Below are 17336 nucleotides of genomic sequence, written 5' to 3'. Positions count from 1 at the left end.
GGTGCCTCGATGACGTCGGTCAGCAGGTCCAGGTCACGTTCGACTGCGCGGAACCGGAACGCCTCGCGCGTTTCTGGTGCGAGGTGCTGGGGTACGTCGTCCCGCCACCGCCGGAGGGATTCGGCACCTGGGCCGACTACGAACGGACGCTCCCTGCCGAGCAGCGGGGGTCATGGTTCGCCTGCCACGATCCCTCGGGGGTGGGGCCGCGGCTGTACTTCCAGCGTGTCCCTGAGGGCAAGGTCGTCAAGAACCGGGTGCATCTCGACGTCCGGGTCGGCACCGGGCTCGTGGGCGAGGAGCGCCTCGCCACCCTCCTGGCCGAGTCCGAACGACTGGTCTCGCTGGGCGCGGTACGCGTGCGCGTGCTCGAGGCCGACGAGGAGAACGAGTCCTGCATCCTCATGCAGGACGTCGAGGGCAACGAGTTCGACCTCGACTGACAGGCCGTCGCCTGCGCGGGCGGGGCCGGTGAGCACCGTGCCTGGGGGCGCCTCCGCCCCGATCCCGGAACTCGCGTCAGCCGGCCGGTGACCACCCGAACGCCGGGGCCACGTGCCGGGCGATGCTCTCCAGCAGGTGCGCGTTGTAGGCCACGCCCAGCTGGTTCGGCACGGTGAGGAGCACGGTGTCGGCGGCCAGCACGGCGGCGTCCTTGCTCAGCTCCTCGGCGATGACGTCGGGCTCGCCCGTGTAGCTCTTCCCGAAGCGGGCACGGACGCCCTCGAGCATGCCGACCTGGTCGTGCCGCTCGTCGTCGCGGTCGCCGAAGTAGGCGCGGTCCAGGTCGGTGGTGATCGGGATGACGCTGCGGCTGACCGAGACGCGCGGCTCGCGCTCCCAGCCGGCCTCCCGCCACGCCCGGCGGTAGACCTCGATCTGCTCCGCCTGCAGCTCGTCGAACGGCACGCCCGTGTCCTCGCTGAGCAGCGTCGAGCTCATGAGGTTCATCCCCTGCTCCGCCGTCCACCGGGCGGTGGCGCGGGTTCCCGAGCCCCACCAGATCCGGTCCGGCAGGCCCGGCGAGAGCGGCTGGACCGCCAGCGGTGCGTCGGTGCCGGTCCGCCGGGGGTCGGCACGCGCCACCCCGGCGCCGGCGATCGCGGCCCGAAAGATTTCGGTGTGCCCGCGCGCCATGTCGGCGTCGGTGCGCCCCTCACCCGGCACGTAGCCGAAGGACTCGTACCCGCGCAGGGCGGTCTCGGGCGACCCACGGCTCACCCCGAGCTGGAGGCGGCCGCCGCTGATGAGGTCCGCGGCCGCGGCCTCCTCGGCCATGTAGAGCGGGTTCTCGTAGCGCATGTCGATGACGCCCGTGCCGATCTCGATACGGGTGGTGCGCGCGCCGATGGCCGAGAGCAGCGGGAACGGGGACGCGAGCTGGCGGGCGAAGTGGTGCACCCGCACGTACGCGCCGTCGATGCCGAGCTCCTCCGCCGCGACGGCAAGCTCAACCGTCTGCAGCAGCGCGTCGGCCGCCGTACGGGTCTGGGAGCCGGGCACCGGCTGCCAGTGGCCGAAGGAGAGGAAGCCGATGCGCTTGCGGTGGGTCTCGCCGTCGACGCTCATTCCAGCATCCTGTCAGTCCCCGCCGACGTCGAGCAGCCTGAGTCGGACCCGGGCGGTGTCCCCGGTCTGAAGCTGCTCCGCCCGCCGCACGGCCTTCTTGACGGGCAGCACGTAGGTGCGCCTCTTGCCGTCCGGGAAGATGGACGTCCGCCACGACGTCGATCCGACGGTGACCTCCACGCGCACGGACCCGAAGCCGCGGGCGAACGGGGCGGTCAGCTCGAGCACCTCGTCGGCGATGTCCACGGGGACGGACACGAACGTCCAGCTGTCCGTGCGCCGCGCCTCCCACTCCCACAGGTCGGCCTCGAACTCGTAGCTCACGTCGGCATGCTCCTGGGGCCTCGTCGACGGGTCAACCGGTTTCCCGGGCGAGGACGAGGCATCACGTCCAGCTGAGTCGCCGCGATGCGCGCCCCGGTCGGAGCGGTGCGCAGACGCGGGAGCGGAGCTCGCGGCGCTGACGCCGCCCCCACCGGCGCCCGGTCCACGAGGACCTGCCGCCCGGGTCCCGCTTGTGCTCCCGGCTGCCAGGACGACGGCGGAGAAGGAGTGAGAAGGTGGGACGGTGACCGACCACACCGCCCCGCCCGCCTCCGCCGCGCGCCCTCGAACGCTCGTCGTCACCGGCGCCGAGACACCGATCGGCGCCGATCTCGTCGTGCTGCTCCGCTCGGCCGGGGACCGGGTGATCACCTGCGGCCGGGGCGACGCGGTCGACGTGCGCGCCGACCTGTCGACCGCACGCGGACGGGCCTCCCTGGTGGCTGCGGTCGAGCGGCTCGCTGCCGACGGTCTCGACGGCGCCGCCCTGGTCGCCGAGGTCGACGAGCCGGGGCCTCCCAGCGTCGCCGTCAACTACTTCGGCACGATCACGGTACTCGACGGGCTCCGTCCCCTCCTCGCCCGCAGGCCCGCGCCGCGCGCCACCGTGGTCACCTCCGCCGCGGCGCTCTCGGCGGGCGACCTCGAGATCGTCGACGCCTGCCTCGCCGGCGAGGAAGCGTCGGCGAGGGCGGCCGCCGGGGCCGCCGTCGTGCAGGGCCGCGGCAGCGTCGTCTACCGCTCGACAAAGATCGCGCTGAACCGCTGGGTACGCCGTCAGGCGGCGGAGGCCCGGTGGGCCGGCGCCGGCATCACGCTGAACGCGGTCGCCCCGGGGGTCGTCGAGTCCCCAGCCTCCGGCGAGGCCCCAGCTGGTTCGGCGGTCCAGGCGCAGTACGTCGCGCTCGCGCTGCCCCAGCCGCTCGGCACGGCGGGACCGGTCCGCGCGGTCACGAGCGCGATCGCCTGGACGTTGGCGGAGGAGAACGCCTTCATGACCGGGCAGGTGCTCTTCGTCGACGGCGGGACCGATGCCGTGCTGCGGGGCGAGGGCCCGTACGAGGACGGTGTCCGGCACAGCCCCGCGGCGTTGGGGCGGATGCTGTTCCGGGCGGCGGTGGAGCGCCTGCGCCGCTGAGCGCCGCTACGCCGAGTCCCGTGCCCGTGCGCCCTACGCCGAGTGCCCGTGCGCCCTACGCCGAGTGCCCGTGTGCCCTACGCCGGGAACGCCCTAAATGCCCTTCTGGGTTGAAAGACGGGCACTTAGGGCGTTGTCGGCACGGTGGTGGGCCTGCCGGCGGGCGAACGAGGCGGTTGTGGTTGCGGGGTCAGCGCCCTACTTCTTGCCGTCGCCCAGCACGGCCGAGCCGATGCGGATCAGCCCCAGGACGGCGGCGTAGGTCACCAGCGCGATGGTGGCGATCTCGACGACTGCCGGGGCCCGCCTGCGTCCGGCGACCCGTGCGGTCCCGGAGGTCCGGCCGCGGTCGTCGGCGCCGACCTTGACGTGCTCCGCCGCCGGGCAGGTCTCCTCCGGGCCGTCGACCAGGTAGTGGTGACCGTCGGGTGTCGTGTGGACGTGCATGGCGGCGGTGGGGTCGGTCATCCTTCAGGTCCTTCGGCGTCAGGCGGGGTTCTGTTCCTCCGGTATATCCGACAACGATCGACGAGAGCACGTCCGTCCGCCAGTCGCGGAGGCGGAGATAGGTCACACCGGACGTGGAGGCGGAGGCCCATGTGCCACCGTGGCGGCACGCCACCGGCTGTGCTCATCCGGTCGCGAGGACGTTCGTCCGTCGCGTCCGCCCACGGCAGGAGCAGAGTGGAGAAACCCGACGAGCGGAGCCAACGATGACGACGGCGACCCGAAGGTCCCCGGCCGTCCCTGCGGCCGCCCGGTCGGACTGGGAGGACCTCCTCTCCCCCACCCCGGACCCTGAGCCGTACGACTCCGCCATGGGTGCGGCACTGCCGGCCGCCGCGAGGCGGTGGCTCGACCACGCCGTCGCCCCCGGGACGCCGCTGCGCCGTCGGGTCGAGATGCGCCAGCACGGCCAGCTGCGCCTGGGCGGCCGGTGGTGGGCGTTCCGTTCGCGTCAGGCGCTGGACCCGCTGCGCGGCTACGTCTGGCCCGTCAGCACCAGCCTGTTCGGCGTGCCGATGGTCGGGGTGGACCGCCTCCACGGCGAGAGCGCCGAGATGACGCACCGGCTGCTCGGGCTGGTCCCCGTGGTCCGGGCGAGCGGCGCCGACCTGGCGCGCAGCGCGGCCGCCCGCGCCGCGAGCGAGATCTGCTGGTCCCCGGCCACCGCGCTGGACCCGTCGGTGCGGTGGCGCGAGGTATCGGACACCGAGGTGGTGGCGCTCGTGCCCGTGGGCGGCGAGGTCCACGAGTGCACGTTGCTCGTCGCCGGCGACGGCGCCCTGCCCGGGGGCACCACGCGGCGCTGGGCCCAGGTGGACGGCGGGCCGTGGCGGTGGCACACCTTCGGCGCGCGGACGCTGGCCGAGGGCACCTTCGGCGGGTTCACCGTGCCGACCCGGGTGGTGGCGGGGTACGGCGATGACTACGCCGGTGAGGGCGCATTCATCCAGCTGATGGTCGACGCCGTCACCCACCGCTGACCCGCGGACCGCCGCTTCCAGCGCAACGCCGAAGCGGCTGTTACCCCTTCTTCTGCTCGCCCTCCTGCTGCGCCTGCTCCAGCTCCTCGTCGGAGAGGACGCGCTCGTCAGGGTCGGCCGCGTCCGGCACGGGGTCGAACTGGAGCTTGTCCATGTACGGCGTCGGGTCGCCGCGTCGGTAGCCCGCGAACTCCTCGGCGTAGTAGGCCCGGGCCTCCTCGACGGTCCTGGCGCCGGTGACGATGTCGTGCATGAGGTTCAGCGCGAGGTTGTTGGCCTCCTCGTCGTGGCAGCGGGCCGACACCTCGCCCTGGGTCCGGTCCACCACGACGCTGCCGTCGAAGCGCGCGAGCTCGGAGACCTTCTCCGGCGGCACCCGGTACTCGAGCACCGACTCCACGGAGTCGTTGTGCGGGGCGGGGAAACGGTGCTCGTCGAAGTCCTTGGAGGCCACCATGCGCTTCCACGGGCCCGGCCCTAGCCAGATGAGGTACGACTCCGTGGCCTCCTGCGGCTCGCCGTACTTCTCGACGACGAGCTTCGCCGCCTCGCGCGACTCCTCGGGCCAGCTCGAGATGATCTCCGCGGCCGTGCGGTCCGCCATGTCTCCTCCTTCGCTCGGGGTCCTCCCCACGCTCTCCCGTCCGCCGGTCGGCTGCAACAGGGACTGCTGCGGCGCCGCTCGCGCAGCAGTGGCGTCACCTTGGGTGACGTCGGCCCCCTGCCCTACAGCCTGCGGTTGTCCGCCGCCGGGCCGAAGACTCCCGACCCGGCGAGCCAGGAGATGTCGAGCTCCCAGTCGTGGCGGGACCGCTCCTCGAACTGGGCCATGGCGGCGTTGTAGTCGCGGCGGGCCTGCGCCGTGCTGACCCCGTTGACGCGGGCGTAGTGGTTCAGGGTCTGCTCGAGCCTGCCCTGGGTGCCGGCGAAGCCGGGGTGCTTGGCGGCGTGGCAGTCCGGGCACAGGGCCACCAGGCCGCGCAGGTGCTGGACGTGCCGGTCGTCGTCGTAGCCCCACACCTCGTGGCACTCCACCGGCCACCTGCTCCCGCGGCCGCCGCAGACCTCGCACCGGTCGCCAGAACGACGGCGCACGAACCGCTTGCACATCTCCCACCCCTCCGGCGGCAGGAGAAGACGGAGGTTGAACTCCCAGCACGGTCCCGGGACGAGCTCGATGGGGAGCGAGGTGACGTAGTCGGACAGGACGATCGGGTCGGACGCGGATGGCACGTGCTCCATCATGTGCGGTCGCCGTCGGCTCCGCTGCCGCGAGGTCGGTCCGACGATGCCGCCGCGGCGGGTCCGACGGCACGACCGAGGCAGGTCCGACGGCGGACCCTCCCGCTCCGGACCGGCCCGGCGGATACTGGCCCCGTGGGCCGCGACGAGCTCCTCGGGCAGGCCCGGGCGGCGCACGCCGACCGGCGCTGGCTCACGGCGTTCGACGCCTTCCAGGCGGCCGAGAGCGCCGCCCCGCTGGGGCCGGAGGATCTCGGCCTCATGGCCGAGTGCGCGCACCTGCTGCACCGCCTGGACGACTTCTTCGCCGTTCGAGAGCTGGCGTACCACCGCGAGCTCGATACCGGAGACCCGGTCGCTGCCGCGACGAGCGCCTTCTGGATCGGCGCCCAGCACCTGCACGAGGGCGAGATCGCCCAGGGCACCGGGTGGATGCAGCGAGCCTTCCGACTCGCGGCGACCGTGAAGCAGGACGACCGCCTGCGGGGATATCTCAGCTTCGCCAGCTCGTTCCGGGCCGAGGCGGCTGGCGATCTCGACGCCGCCGCCCGTATCGCCGACGAGGCGGTGGAGGCGGCCCAGCGCTGCGACGACGCCGACCTCACCGCCCTCGCGCTCCACCAGGCCGGGCTCCTCCACCTCCGGGCGGGGCGCCTCGACAAGGGACGGGCGCTCCTTGATGAGGCGATGGTCGTCGTCACGGCAGACCATGCCACGCCGATGGTGACGGGCATCGTGTACTGCGGCGTGATCGCCGGCTGCTGGAGCGTCTACGACATCGGCCGCGCCCACGAGTGGACCGACGCCCTCACCGGCTGGTGCGCCGCCCAGCCGGAGCTGGGCAGCTTCGTCGGCGAGTGCCGCGTGCGCCGCGCCGAGCTGCGTCTGCTGCACGGTGAGTGGGGCGAGGCCATGGCCGAGCTCGGGGGCATGGAGGACGACGTCGACCGGCAGTCTGCCGCCCTCGCGATCTACGTGCGCGGCGACCTGGAGCGCCTGCAGGGCAGGTGGGAGGACGCCGAGCGGTCCTTCGCGACCGCGGCCCGGCTGGGCCAGGAGCCCCAGCCTGGTCTCGCCCTCCTCCGTCTGGCACGCGGCAGCACGCAGGCGGCCGCGGCGATGGTGCGGCGCTCCCTCACCGAGACGGCAGAACCCGATCGCCGGGTCGCGGTGCTGGCCGCGGCGGTCGAGGTCCTCCTCGCCGTCGGGGACGAGGCCGGCGCCACCGCGGCAGCGACCGAGCTGGACACGCTCGCCGGCCGGCAGGACAGCGACGTCGTTCGCGCCGTCGCCGCCCAGGCGCGGGCCCGCCTCGCGGTCGGCACGGGGCACCCCGAGCGGGCGGGCGAGCCGGTCCGCACCGCGCTCGAGACGTGGCTGCGGGTCGGCGCACCCTACGAGGAGGCCCGCGCCCGGCGCCTGCTCGAGGCGGCGTGCCGGGCGCTGGGCGACACCGAGTCCGCGGCCCGTGAGGAGCGCACCGCCCGCGAGATCTTCGAGCGGCTCGGCGCCCGGCCGGACCTCGACGCGCTGGACCACCACGCCCGGCAGACGCTCAGCGCGCGCGAGGTCGAGGTGCTCCGGCTCGTCGCGACCGGGGCCACGAACCGGGCCATCGCCGCCGAGCTCTACCTCTCGGAGCGGACCGTGGACCGGCACGTCAGCAACATCCTCAGCAAGCTCGGCGTCGCCAGCCGCTCGGCGGCGACCGCCCGGGCCGGCGAGTGGCACCTGGTCTGAGCGGCTCGGTACCCACGCCGGGGGCAGGGCGAAATGGGTGATCTCACCGACGCGGGCCACCCCCGCCGCTCCGTAGCGTCACCTTCGTCGGAACAAGACGAAGGAGCCGATCATGAACCGCACGATCGTCGTCGGGGCCGGCCAGGCAGGGCTTGCCGCCGGCTACCACCTGGGCCGCCACGGGCTGCCGTTCACAATCCTCGAGGCGGACGAGCGGGTCGGCGGATCCTGGAACCACCGCTGGGACAGCATGCGGCTGTTCACGCCGGCCACCGGCGACGGTCTGCCCGGCATGCCGTTCCCGCAGGACGAACGCTTCCCCAGCGGCGCGCGGATGGCCGCCTACCTCACCGCGTACGCGGAGCGCTTCGACATGGACGTCCGCACGGGCGTCCATGTGGACGGGCTCTTCCGCGAGGGTGATGCGTACACGGTCACCGCCGGGCCCGCGGTGTTCGAGGCTGAGTACGTCATCCTCGCCACCGGCGCCGAGCGCGTGCCGAACGTGCCGTCCTTCGCCGGCGACCTCTCCCCCACGATCGTCCAGCTGCACTCCGGCGACTACCGCAACCCGGCGCAGCTGCAGCCTGGCCCGGTCGCCGTCGTCGGCGCCGGAAACTCGGGGGCGGACATCGCTCTCGACCTCGCGCCGACCCACGCGGTCGTGCTCGCCGGCCGCCACCCCGGGCATCTGCCGATGCGCATCGAGTCGCCGGCCATGCACGTGGTCTTCCCGCTGCTGACGTTCGCGTGGACGCACGTCCTCACGCAGAACACCCCGCCCGGGCGGAGGGCGCGAGCGAAGATGCTCTCCGGGCACAGCGGCCCGCTCATCCGCGTCAAGCCGCAGGATCTCGACGCCGCCGGCGTCCGCCGCGCACCGCGGGTCACCGGAGTGGTCGGCGGGCTGCCGCAGACCGCCGACGGCGAGAGGCTGGACGTCGCCAACGTCGTGTGGGCGACCGGGTTCCGCCCCGGCCACGACTGGATCGACCTGCCCGGCCTGGACGCGGGCGGGTTCCTCGAGAACGACCGGGGCGCCGTCGTCGGGCAGCCGGGGCTGTACGTGCTGGGCCAGCTGTTCCAGTACCGCTTCGGCTCGCACAACGTGGTCGGCGTCCCGCACGACGCGGAGCTGGTGGTCGCGGACATCCTGCGCCGGCGCACCCGCACCGGTGCCGCCGCGGCGGCCGAGGCTCTCCGGGGCCGGTAGCAGAGGGGACCGCGCAAACGGAACCTGTAAGTGTTCCTGCGCAGAGTTGGTCCGCCTCGGCTGACTGATTCGCCGCTGCTCGACTTACAGAGCGACGTCCACCCGCATCCAGAGTCGGTGGCACGCGGCCGTTCGGCCTCGTCCACCGCCGGCGAGCGGGACGACGGCGGCGCCCGACCGCCGTGGTCAGCTCTCCAGCTTCCTGACGATCCGCTGGACCGTCAGCCACGTCCGGGTGGTGATGTTCTTGCCGTAGGTCTTGTCGAGCCAGCTCATGAAGTCCGGTGTCCTCCCCGGGTCGCTGTTGTCGATGACGGCGAGGAACACGCGTGCCGCCGCGTCGTACCCGACGACCCGGGTGAGCGGGTCCGGCTGCTCCGGCAGCTCCACCGCCGCCACGGCGCCGTCCTTGAGGAAGGTCGCGGTCAGGTACGTGCCGCGGCCGTGTGTCAGGCCCGGGAACGGGTCGCTGTCCAGGAGGGTGCGCAGCTCGGCGAGCTCACGCAGGATCGTCCCCCCGGGGATGCCGAGCTCGTCCGCGAGCGCCCGCTGGATCCGCACCTCGAGGGCGGGCACGTCGGACTCCGCGCTGCGGAACACGATGTTGCCGCTCGCCAGCACCGAGCCCACGCCGTCGAGGCCGAGCCCCTCGAACACCCCGCGCAGCTTGTCGTTGGTCATGTTCGGCAGGCTCGGCGCGATCCCGCGCAGCAGTGCCGCGTACCGGTACATGGGGTCCACCGTGGCACCGGGCCGACCGCTCCGACCAGGGTTAGGGTGCCGACATGTCTGCCCGCACCTGGACGCCCTGGCGGGTGGTGATCATGTTCGGCGGGGTGAGCCTCGCCGCGGACATGGTCTACGAGGGTGCCCGCTCGATGTACGGCCCGCTGCTCGCCGCCCTGGGGGCGAGCGCGCTCGTGGTCGGCCTGGTCACCGGTGCGGGCGAGGCGATGGCGCTGGTGCTGCGGTTCGTGTTCGGGCCGCTCGCTGACCGAACCGGCCGGTACTGGGCGCTGACGATCCTCGGCTACGCCATGACGGCGGTGTGCGTGCCCCTGCTCGCCGTGACGCCCTTCCTCGGCGGGGCCGGCCTCGCCGTCGGGATCGTGCTGATCCTGCTCGAGCGCTCCGGCAAGGCGGTCCGCAGCCCGTCGAAGTCGGCCCTCCTCGCGCACGTCGCCACCGGGGTGGGGCGGGGTCGCGGGTTCGGGGTGCACAAGGCGATGGACCAGGTGGGGGCGTTCGCGGGGCCGCTGGTGGTGGCCGGGGTCATCGCCGTCTCCGGCGCGCTCTGGCCCGCGTTCCTGGTCCTGGCGGTGCCGGGGGCGGCGGCGATGGTCCTGCTCGCGGTGCTGCGCGCGCGGGTGCCGGACCCGTCCGTGTACGACGGCTCGGCACGCCCCGGATCGGCCGGGGCGCCCGGCCAGGAGCCGCCGTCGTCCGCAGCCGGACCGGCCCACCCGCCGGGCTACGACGCACCGGACGGCGCGACGACGGATCCGCCGGACCCGGCACCGCGCGGGCTCCGCGCCTGGCTGGCGGAGTCGGTGGGGGCCGGGCTGCCGCCCGAGTTCTTCCGCTACGCCGCCGCGGCGAGCCTGACCACCGGCGGCCTGGTGACCTTCGGCGTCATCTCCTTCCACCTGACCACGGACGGGCTGGTCCCGGTGGCGACCGTCCCCTTGATCTACGCCGGCGCCATGGCCGTCGAGGCGCTCGCCGCGCTGGCCGTCGGCTCCGCGTACGACCGGCTCGGCTCCCGCGTGCTCTACGTCGTCCCCGTGCTGGTGGCGCTCGTGCCCGCGCTGGCCCTCTCCTCCGCGCTGGCCGCGGTGCTCGTCGGCGTGGTGGTCTGGGGCTTCGCGTTCGGGGTGCAGGACTCCACCGTCAAGGCGCTCGTCGCGGAGCTGGTGGACGCCCCGCGGCGCGCCACCGCCTACGGGGTCTTCGCGGGGATCCAGGGGGCGCTCGCCGTGGTGGGCGGCGGCGTCGTCGGCTGGCTGTACGAGGTGTCGCTGCCGGCGCTGGTGGTGGTCGTCGCGATCAGCCAGGCGGTGGCGCTGGTGCTGCTGGTGACCACGCTGCGCCGGGCTCCCGCCCCGGCGGGGGCGCGTCCGTCGCGGTGAGGCACCGCGGCTCCGGACGGCGCGGCGAGGGGGCGCGGGCGCCGTCGTAACGTGGGCTCATGGACGACGGCGCACGCGAGCGCCTCGCCGCGGCCCGGGTCGCCCGGCTCGCCACGGTGCGGCCCGACGGCAGCCCCCATCTGGTGCCGGTGACCTTCGCGCTCGTCGGGGACGTGGTGTGGACCGCCGTCGACGACAAGCCGAAGTCGACCCGGGCGCTGCAACGCCTCGCGAACATCGCCGCACACCCCGCCGTCAGCCTGCTCGTGGACCACTACGACGAGGACTGGTCAACCCTGTGGTGGGTCCGCGCGGACGGCGTCGCCGGCGTCGTGGAGGTCGACGGCTCGCCGGACGTCCGCACCGCCCTGGCCGCGCTCACGGCGAAGTACGCGCAGTACGCGACGCCGCCGGCCGGGCCGCTCGTCCGGATCGAGCTGACGCGTCTGCGGAGCTGGGCCGCGTAGGGTGCCTCTCCTGACCAGCCGTGACCAGACCGCCAGACCGGGACGATGCCCAGTGCCGAAGACTCGATGACGCCCCACGCCGTGCCCGACGTCGGCTTCCGCTCCGAGCGGGGCCCCGTCCTGATCGCCCTCATGCTGACCACGGCACTCATCGCCATCGACGCGACGATCGTCGCGACGGCGGTGCCCTCGATCGTGGCGGACATCGGCGGGTTCACGTCCTTCCCTTGGCTGTTCTCCAGCTACCTGCTCGCGCAGGCCGTCACCGTGCCCGTCTACGCCAAGGTCTCCGACATGGTCGGGCGCAAGCCGGTCGTCCTCGTCGGGATCGGGCTGTTCCTCCTCGGGTCCGTCCTGTGCGGGTTCGCGTGGAGCATGCCGGTGCTCATCGTCGCCCGCCTCGTGCAGGGCCTCGGGGCCGGGGCGGTGCAGCCGATGGCGATCACGATCGCCGGGGACATCTACACGGTGGCCGAGCGGGCGAGGGTCCAGGGCTACCTCGCGAGCGTCTGGGCGGTCTCCTCCGTCCTCGGCCCCACGCTCGGCGGGGTCTTCGCGTCGTTGGGCCTGTGGCGTGCCATCTTCTTCGTCAACGTCCCGGTGTGCCTGCTCGCGGCCTGGATGCTCGCCCGGTCCTTCCACGAGTCGGTCCACCGGCAGCGGCACAAGGTCGACGTCCTCGGCTCGTTCCTTCTCACCGTGGCGCTGAGCCTGCTCATGCTCGCGCTGCTCGAGGGCGGGCACACGTGGGCGTGGGACTCGCCGGTCGGCGTCGGCATGGTCGCTGCCGGCGCCGTGCTGCTCGTCCTCTTCGTCCTCGTCGAGCGACGGGCCGCAGAGCCGGTCCTGCCCGGATTCGTCCTCACCCGGCGCCTCCTGCTGACGACGACGCTCATCGCGTTCGGCGTCGGCGCCATCCTCCTCGGGCTCACCTCCTACGTCCCGACGTACCTGGAGAGCGTGCTGGGCGCCGAGCCGGTCGTCGCCGGCCTCGCCCTCGCCGCTCTCACCATCGGCTGGCCGATCGCCGCCTCGCAGGCCGGGCGCATCTACCTGCGGCTGGGCTTCCGGGCGACCAACCTCATCGGTGTCGCGCTCGTCGTCGCCGGCACGGTCCTCCTCGCCCTGGTCGTCACCCTGTTCCCCGCCCTGCTCGGCGTGGCGGCGGCGTGCTTCGTCGTCGGCCTCGGTCTCGGGCTGACCTCGACCCCGAGCATCGTCGCGGCGCAGTCGAGCGTGGAGTGGGCCGAGCGCGGGGTCGTGACCGGGACGAACATGTTCTCCCGCTCGGTCGGCAGCGCGTTCGGCGTCGCCGTGTTCGGCGCCCTCTCCAACGCGGTCTACACCCGGCTCGGCAACCACGGGCCGGAGGCCATCGCCGAGGCGACGGGCGTGGTGTTCATCGCCGCCGTCGTGGCCGCCGTCCTCACCGCCGCGGCCGTGCTCGCCATGCCGAGGGTGAGCGCGACCCCGGCGGCGTGACGCCCGTCGGCGAGAGTTCCGCCGTGCGACGACGACGGCGGCCGGCGGGTCGCCGTCTCACCTGCGCACGTCGGCCGGCCCCTGACTCATCGGCAGGCCGGCGGCCCGCCACGCCTCGACCCCGCCGATCATGTCGGTGGCCCGGTGCAGGCCGACCGCGCGCAGGGACGCGGCCGCCAGGCTCGAGCTGTACCCGTGCCGGCAGACCACCACCACGTGCAGGTCATAGCTGGTGGCCTCGGGGATGCGCCACGGGCACGCCGGGTCCAGGCGCCACTCGAGCACGGTCCGGTCGATCACCAGGGCACCGGGCAGCTCGCCCTGCTCGCGCCGCTGGGCCTCGGTGCGGGCGTCGACCAGCAGCGCCCCGGCCTCGACCGCCGCCACCACCTCCGCCGGCTCCAGCCGCCGGATGCCCGCTCGCGCCGCGGCGAGCACGTCCTCGATACCCACCCGCCCAGCATCCCGCCTCGCCCGGCGCAGAGCGAGACGGCGGCCCCGTTGTCCCGTCGGCCTACCGGGTGCGCAGGTGCTCCTCGCCGGTGCGCCTGAGCCGGTCGTGGACGTCGTCGTACACGGACGCGCCGTGCAGCACGGTCTTGGGCAGCTTCGCGACCATCGTGTAGTTGGTGTCCACGACGTTCCCGGCCGGCGACAGCCCCGCCTGGCTGACCAGCTGGTAGGCGTCGAGGGCGTCCATGCCGGTCAGGCTCTGCGTCCACCGCACCAGCTCGGTCTGGCTGAGGCGGAACGCGTCCTCCAGCGGCTTCACGGACCCGGTGGTCATGATGAACCGGTCGTCCTCGATGCGTGGCGTCGCGATCGGGTCGGAGCCCTTGATGACGTCGACGACGATCGTCGTCGCCATGGCCGCCTCGACCGCGGTCCCGCAGACCTCCCCCTCCCCCTGGCGTCCGTGCCCGTCGCCGAGGGAGAGGTGGGCGCCGTCGACGAAGACGGGGAAGTACACGGTCGACCCCGCACGCGTCTCGGGGGTGTCCATGTTGCCGCCGTGGAACGACGGCGTCACGGTGACGATCCGCTCGAACGCGTCGGGGGCCACGCCGATGGTGCCGTGGAAGGGGTCGAGCGGCAGGTCGACGACGTAGTCGGAGTTCCGCGCCGAGAACCGGCACGTCCCCGCCTCGACGTCGAGCTCGTACATCCACACCCGCTCCTCGAGGGCGTCGTGGAGCATCGCCGTCGTGTGCGTGGTGGTGAGCGCACCGAAGTGCGGGAACGTCGACGAGACCGCCCAGTCGCGGCGGGGCCGTACCTCGGCCAGGTGGACCGCGAGGATGTCGCCCGGCTCGGCGCCGTCGACGGCGATCGGACCGGTGACCGGGTTGAGGAACGGGAACTTGCACACGACCGAGGGCAGGTCGTCCACCGAGCGCACGGCCCCGCCGTAGCAGTCCTCGGTGCTCAGCTCGACGACGGAGCCGGGCGGGACCGTCAGCAGCGGCTCCTTGCCGCCGAAGGTGAAGGAGTACTGGTCCGGCTCGGGGTGCAGCGGGAAGACCTCGGTCACGGCTGATGCTCCATTCCCGCGAGCTCCGGCTCGCGCTTGGTCACCTTGAGGATGAGAAGGATGACGACGCCGATCGCGGCCCAGGTCAGCCCGAGGGTCTGCGCCGCGATGGAGGCGTTGATGACGACGAACAGCAGGATCGCGAACCCGATGATCGGCATCACCAGGTGGCGCAGGTAGTCCGTGGACCGGTTGCGCACGACGAAGTGGTTCACGACGGCGGCGTGGAGGACCAGGAAGGCCGTCATCGCGCCGAAGTTCACCAGCGTGGAGAGCAGCGGGATCCCGTCGGCGCGCGAGGACATGTAGAGCCCGAGTGCCAGGGACACGGCGGCGGCGACGAACGTGGCGTTGACCGGGACCCGGTGCTTGGGGTGGACCTTGGCGAGGAAGCGCGGCAGCTCGCCGTCGCGGGCCATCGCGAAGAGCAGCCGGGAGGTCGCGGCCTGGGCGGCGAGGGAGTTCGCGAAGCCCCAGGCGATCGCCGTCGCCAGCGCGGTCAGGCCGGAGAGCCACGCGCCGCCGGCGACGGCGGCGGCGTCGTAGAACGCCGTCCCGGCCGGGTCACCCTCGGCCAGGAGGGTGGCGGAGTTGGGCACGAGCATGGACGCCACCCACGTCTGGGCGATGAACAGGGCGCCGGCCAGCAGCAGCGCGGCGACCATGGCGCGGCCGATCTGGCGGGAGGACTGCTTGTTCTCCTCGGCGAGCATGGAGATCCCGTCGAAGCCGAGGAACGAGAGGACGGCGATGGAGACGGCGCCGAGGATGACGGTCCAGTGGAACGTCTCGGGGTTGTAGAACGCGGTGAAGCTGAAGCCGTTGCCCCCGCCCTGCGCGACCGCGGCCAGCCCGATGCCGATGAAGATCGCCAGCACGATCAGCTCGCCGATCAGCATGATCTTGTTGACCCGCGCGGTCATCTCGATGCCCATGTAGTTCACGACCGTGTTGAGGACGATGAACAGGACGATCCACACCCACACCGGGACGGCGGGCACGATCGAGTTCATCGCCACGGACGCGACCAGGTAGAGCAGCCCCGGGACCAGGACGTAGTCGAGCATGATGACCCAGCCGGCGAGGAAGCCGACCCACGGCCGGATGCCGCGCCCGGCGTAGGTGTACACCGAGCCGGCCATGGGGAAGGCGTGCGCCATCTGGGCGTAGGAGTTGGCGGTGAACATCATCGCCACCATGCCGATGACGTAGGTGAGCGCCACCATGCCGCCGGAGCCCTGGTAGACGCTGCCGAAGATGCCGAAGGGGGCGATCGGCACCATGAAGATGAGGCCGTAGATGAGGAGGTCGGCGAAGGTCAGGGAGCGTTGCAGCTCCTGCTTGTAGCCGAACTGCTCGAGGCTGTCGTCCCGAACGGGGCGCTGGATCTCTGCCGGTTCGCTCACGGCGCGCTCCTTCCGCTGCGTCGCAGGAAGTGCCCAACGGCGAAAAGGTAAGCACTCCGTCGGGCATCGCGCACCCTGTACGGAGCTTTGTCCGCACGCGTCCGACGGCGACGCCGCGGGGCTCGGGAACGAGCACGTCGTCGCGCCGCGTGGGGGTCCCGACGGTCGTCCCGGCGAGGGCATATCTCCTTCCGACCGGACGTCCGGGTCGGCATGATGGCCGGGTGACGTCCGATACCGACGACGACGGCGCCCGGAGCCGCGACGTCTTCCGGCTCCCCGGGTTCGCGGCGTTCTGGGCGGCGGCCTCCGTCTCGGAGCTCGGCAACCATGTCACCGTCCTGGCCCTGCAGGTGCTGGTGGTGGTCACGCTCGGCGGGACGGCGACGGACGTCGGGCTGCTCAACGCCACCCGCTGGCTGCCCTACCTCGCCCTCGGCCTGGTGGTCGGCGCGCTGCTGGACCGTCGGCGCCGCAGGCCGGTGCTGGTGGTCACCGACCTCGGCCGCGCGGTCCTGCTGGGGCTGATCCCGGCGCTGTGGCTGCTGGACGTGCTGAGCCTGCCGGTGCTGCTGGTGGTCGTCGCCGCGTTCGGCGCGCTGTCGCTGCTGCACGACGCCGCCTCCCAGTCCTTCCTCCCGCGGCTGGTGCCGCGGTCCGCGCTGCTGGCGGCCAACGCCCGGCTGGACCAGAGCGGGGCCGTGGCCCAGACGTCCGGCCCGCTGCTCGCGGGCGGCCTGGTCACCGCGCTCGGCGCGCCCGTGGCCGTGCTCGCCGACGCGCTCACGTTCCTGTTCTCGGCCGTGATGGTCGCGCGGCTGAAGGTGAGCGAGACGGTCGCCTCCGCTGCGGACGGCGCGCGGCGGCGGCTCCGCAGCGAGATCGCCGACGGGCTGCGCTGGGTCTACGGTCACCGCACCCTCGCCCCGCTGGCCCTCAGCACGCACGGGTGGTTCCTGTGCAACAGCATGCTGGCCACCGCGTTCGTCCCGTTCGCCCTGCTCGGTCTCGGGCTCGACGCCTTCGGGCTCAGCATCACGCTCGCCGCCGGGGGCGTCGGTGCGCTGGGCGGCAGCCTCTTCTCCACCCGGGCCGGTCTTCGCTGGGGCGCCGGGCGCACGGTCGTCGCGAGCCGGGCGGCGATGCCCCTCGCCTGGATCCTGATCGCGCTCACGCCCGACGGCGCGGGCGTCTGGGTTGCCGTAGCGGTGCTCGGGGCCGGCCAGCTGCTGCACGGGTTCGCGATGGGGCTGGAGAACGCGAACGAGATGGGCTACTGGCAGGCCGTCACGCCCGACGCCTTCCAGGGGCGGACGAACGCGACCAGGCGGTCCGTGAACAGGGCGATGATCGTCGTCGGCGCCCCGCTCGGCGGGGTGCTCGCGGACGCCGTCGGCTACCGCCCCGTCCTCTGGGCGGGCGCGGCGGGCTTCGCCGTCGTCGCCGCGGGCCTGGCCGCCTCCCCGTTCCGGGAGGCGCGGCACGGCGAACCACAGGGGACGCCCCGCTCGGGCGACTGAGAACGGCGCGGGCACCACCTGGGACCGATCGCTTTCTGCGCTCCACGCCGATTTCCTGCTGAGCGCTGTGAGGGCTCCACTTTCCATA

At 73.2% G+C, this 17336-nt stretch carries 17 protein-coding genes and 1 pseudogene; 9 read left to right on the top strand and 9 right to left on the bottom strand.

Features of this window, described 5'->3' with window-relative positions; translation table 11 throughout:
* Positions 1-20: 20 nt before the first annotated feature.
* Positions 21-443 (top strand): annotated as a pseudogene (locus ATJ97_RS17855) (VOC family protein); the annotation flags it as partial.
* A 76-nt stretch (positions 444-519) separates the two neighbouring features.
* Here ATJ97_RS17855 and ATJ97_RS17850 read toward each other — a convergent pair.
* Both ATJ97_RS17850 and ATJ97_RS17845 read right to left on the bottom strand, forming a co-directional pair.
* Positions 520-1569: an LLM class flavin-dependent oxidoreductase gene (locus ATJ97_RS17850; RefSeq protein ID WP_098484898.1), complete on the bottom strand. Its 1050-nt coding sequence runs from the start codon at positions 1567-1569 to the stop codon at positions 520-522.
* Between the two features lie 12 nt (positions 1570-1581).
* Entirely contained in the window at positions 1582-1893 is a 312-nt protein-coding gene (locus ATJ97_RS17845; RefSeq protein ID WP_098484897.1) for a DUF1905 domain-containing protein, read from the bottom strand.
* A gap of 244 nt (positions 1894-2137) precedes the next feature.
* Here ATJ97_RS17845 and ATJ97_RS17840 point away from each other — a divergent pair, with 244 nt between their 5' ends.
* A complete protein-coding gene (locus ATJ97_RS17840; protein ID WP_098484896.1) occupies positions 2138-3031 on the top strand; it encodes an SDR family oxidoreductase in 894 nt (297 codons plus the stop codon).
* 198 nt (positions 3032-3229) lie between these two features.
* Here the strand turns inward: ATJ97_RS17840 and ATJ97_RS17835 are convergent, their stop codons facing one another.
* Positions 3230-3499 (bottom strand): hypothetical protein, encoded by a 270-nt coding sequence (locus ATJ97_RS17835; protein WP_098484895.1) that lies wholly within the window; start codon positions 3497-3499, stop codon positions 3230-3232.
* Positions 3500-3744: 245 nt separating this feature from the next.
* Between ATJ97_RS17835 and ATJ97_RS17830 the strand changes: the two genes are divergently transcribed.
* A complete protein-coding gene (locus ATJ97_RS17830; protein ID WP_098484894.1) occupies positions 3745-4518 on the top strand; it encodes a DUF6544 family protein in 774 nt (257 codons plus the stop codon).
* Positions 4519-4558: 40 nt separating this feature from the next.
* On the opposite strand, the gene ATJ97_RS17825 is transcribed toward ATJ97_RS17830, so the two are convergent.
* Both ATJ97_RS17825 and ATJ97_RS17820 read right to left on the bottom strand, forming a co-directional pair.
* On the bottom strand, positions 4559-5122 hold the full coding sequence (locus ATJ97_RS17825; RefSeq protein WP_098484893.1) for a hypothetical protein: 564 nt from the start codon (positions 5120-5122) through the stop codon (positions 4559-4561).
* Positions 5123-5244: 122 nt separating this feature from the next.
* Entirely contained in the window at positions 5245-5751 is a 507-nt protein-coding gene (locus ATJ97_RS17820; RefSeq protein WP_143427071.1) for an HNH endonuclease, read from the bottom strand.
* 144 nt (positions 5752-5895) lie between these two features.
* Here ATJ97_RS17820 and ATJ97_RS17815 point away from each other — a divergent pair, with 144 nt between their 5' ends.
* Both ATJ97_RS17815 and ATJ97_RS17810 read left to right on the top strand, forming a co-directional pair.
* A complete protein-coding gene (locus tag ATJ97_RS17815; RefSeq protein ID WP_098484891.1) occupies positions 5896-7500 on the top strand; it encodes a LuxR family transcriptional regulator in 1605 nt (534 codons plus the stop codon).
* A gap of 112 nt (positions 7501-7612) precedes the next feature.
* Positions 7613-8713 (top strand): flavin-containing monooxygenase, encoded by a 1101-nt coding sequence (locus ATJ97_RS17810; RefSeq protein ID WP_098484890.1) that lies wholly within the window; start codon positions 7613-7615, stop codon positions 8711-8713.
* Between the two features lie 186 nt (positions 8714-8899).
* On the opposite strand, the gene ATJ97_RS17805 is transcribed toward ATJ97_RS17810, so the two are convergent.
* Positions 8900-9445 carry a DUF1697 domain-containing protein gene (locus ATJ97_RS17805; RefSeq protein ID WP_098484889.1) on the bottom strand — a complete coding sequence of 182 codons (546 nt, stop codon included), beginning with the start codon at positions 9443-9445 and terminating at the stop codon, positions 8900-8902.
* Positions 9446-9498: 53 nt separating this feature from the next.
* On the opposite strand from ATJ97_RS17805, the gene ATJ97_RS17800 reads away from it, so the two are divergent.
* Genes ATJ97_RS17800 through ATJ97_RS17790 form a run of 3 tightly spaced genes read left to right on the top strand, consistent with a single transcriptional unit; the run spans position 9499 to position 12791 of the window.
* Positions 9499-10842 carry an MFS transporter gene (locus tag ATJ97_RS17800; RefSeq protein WP_098484888.1) on the top strand — a complete coding sequence of 448 codons (1344 nt, stop codon included), beginning with the start codon at positions 9499-9501 and terminating at the stop codon, positions 10840-10842.
* 59 nt (positions 10843-10901) lie between these two features.
* Positions 10902-11309, top strand: a complete 408-nt coding sequence (locus ATJ97_RS17795) for a TIGR03668 family PPOX class F420-dependent oxidoreductase (RefSeq protein ID WP_098484887.1) — start codon at positions 10902-10904, stop codon at positions 11307-11309.
* Between the two features lie 45 nt (positions 11310-11354).
* Complete coding sequence (locus tag ATJ97_RS17790; RefSeq protein WP_245862705.1) at positions 11355-12791, top strand: MFS transporter; 1437 nt, start codon at positions 11355-11357, stop codon at positions 12789-12791.
* Positions 12792-12848: 57 nt separating this feature from the next.
* Here ATJ97_RS17790 and ATJ97_RS17785 read toward each other — a convergent pair whose 3' ends face one another.
* From ATJ97_RS17785 to ATJ97_RS17775, 3 genes are all read right to left on the bottom strand, one after another.
* Positions 12849-13244, bottom strand: coding sequence for a rhodanese-like domain-containing protein (locus tag ATJ97_RS17785; RefSeq protein ID WP_098484885.1), 396 nt, complete (start codon positions 13242-13244; stop codon positions 12849-12851).
* A gap of 61 nt (positions 13245-13305) precedes the next feature.
* The gene (locus tag ATJ97_RS17780; RefSeq protein ID WP_098484884.1) at positions 13306-14322 is read right to left on the bottom strand and encodes an acetamidase/formamidase family protein; all 1017 of its coding nucleotides are present in this window, start codon (positions 14320-14322) and stop codon (positions 13306-13308) included.
* The gene (locus tag ATJ97_RS17775) at positions 14319-15728 is read right to left on the bottom strand and encodes an APC family permease (RefSeq protein ID WP_245862703.1); all 1410 of its coding nucleotides are present in this window, start codon (positions 15726-15728) and stop codon (positions 14319-14321) included. Before ATJ97_RS17775 ends, ATJ97_RS17780 begins: the two co-directional genes overlap by 4 nt.
* A gap of 224 nt (positions 15729-15952) precedes the next feature.
* On the opposite strand from ATJ97_RS17775, the gene ATJ97_RS17770 reads away from it, so the two are divergent.
* Positions 15953-17248 carry an MFS transporter gene (locus tag ATJ97_RS17770; RefSeq protein WP_098484883.1) on the top strand — a complete coding sequence of 432 codons (1296 nt, stop codon included), beginning with the start codon at positions 15953-15955 and terminating at the stop codon, positions 17246-17248.
* Positions 17249-17336 lie beyond the last annotated feature (88 nt).

The organism is Georgenia soli, from assembly GCF_002563695.1.
Taxonomy (GTDB): domain Bacteria; phylum Actinomycetota; class Actinomycetes; order Actinomycetales; family Actinomycetaceae; genus Georgenia; species Georgenia soli.
This window is presented reverse-complemented; position numbering and strand designations above follow the sequence as displayed.